Source organism: Cobetia sp. UCD-24C (genome assembly GCF_001306765.1).
In the GTDB taxonomy this organism is placed as follows: Bacteria; Pseudomonadota; Gammaproteobacteria; order Pseudomonadales; family Halomonadaceae; genus Cobetia; species Cobetia amphilecti.
The window spans coordinates 1-950 of sequence record NZ_LJTD01000031.1 but is presented as its reverse complement, the minus strand read 5'-3'; the positions used below and the strand labels follow the sequence as shown (position 1 = coordinate 950).

The window sequence follows — 950 nt, the reverse complement described above, 5'->3', positions numbered from 1 at the left end:
GATGCGCTGATCGTCAGTGGCATCGGTGCGGGCGCCAATGCCGGCACTGACACCGCCGCGGGTACGCCGGTCACCGGTACCTACGGCAGCGTCACCATCGCCGAAGATGGCAGCTACACCTACGCGCTGGACAACAGCAACGCGGCGGTGCAGGCGCTGGCCGAAGGCGAGGTGATCACCGAGACCTTCACCTACGAGATCTCTGATGGCCAGGGCGGCACCGACATGGCGCTGCTCACCGTCACCATCAACGGCACCAATGATGCGCCGGTGCTGGTGGATGGGGCGCAGCCGGTGGACCAAAACGGTAACGATGGTGACCCCATCACGCCCTTCAGCGTCGCTGATGCCTTCACCGACGTCGACAACGGCGCAGAGCTGAACTTCTCGGCTGACAATCTGCCGGACGGCCTGGTGATTGACCCGACCACCGGCGAGATCAGCGGCACGCTGTCCCCGGATGCCTCCACCGGCGGTGACAACAACGACGGCATCTACACCGTCACGCTGACCGGCACCGACGAGAATGGCTTGGATGTCACCACGACCTTCACCTGGACTGTGGCCAACGTCGCACCCGAGGTCTTCGACAACACTGCCGAGCTGGATGAGGGCGTCGCCACCAGCGACACCAGCACCACGACCGGCAACGTGCTCAGCGATGCGCAGCCCGATACCGACACCGATGGCGGCAACGACAGCGATGCGCTGATCGTCAGTGGCATCGGTGCGGGCGCCAATGCCGGCACTGACACCGCCGCGGGTACGCCGGTCACCGGTACCTACGGCAGCGTCACCATCGCCGAAGATGGCAGCTACACCTACGCGCTGGACAACAGCAACGCGGCGGTGCAGGCGCTGGCCGAAGGCGAGGTGATCACCGAGACCTTCACCTACGAGATCTCTGATGGCCAGGGCGGCACCGACATGGCGCTGCTCACCGTCACCAT

Annotated in this window: 1 protein-coding gene; it reads left to right on the top strand. The window is 65.3% G+C overall.

Going from position 1 to position 950, the window contains the following annotated elements; all coding sequences use genetic code 11:
* Window positions 1-950, top strand: a 950-nt coding sequence (locus tag AOG28_RS17420; protein WP_200906838.1) for a VCBS domain-containing protein, incomplete at both ends; no start/stop codon positions are given.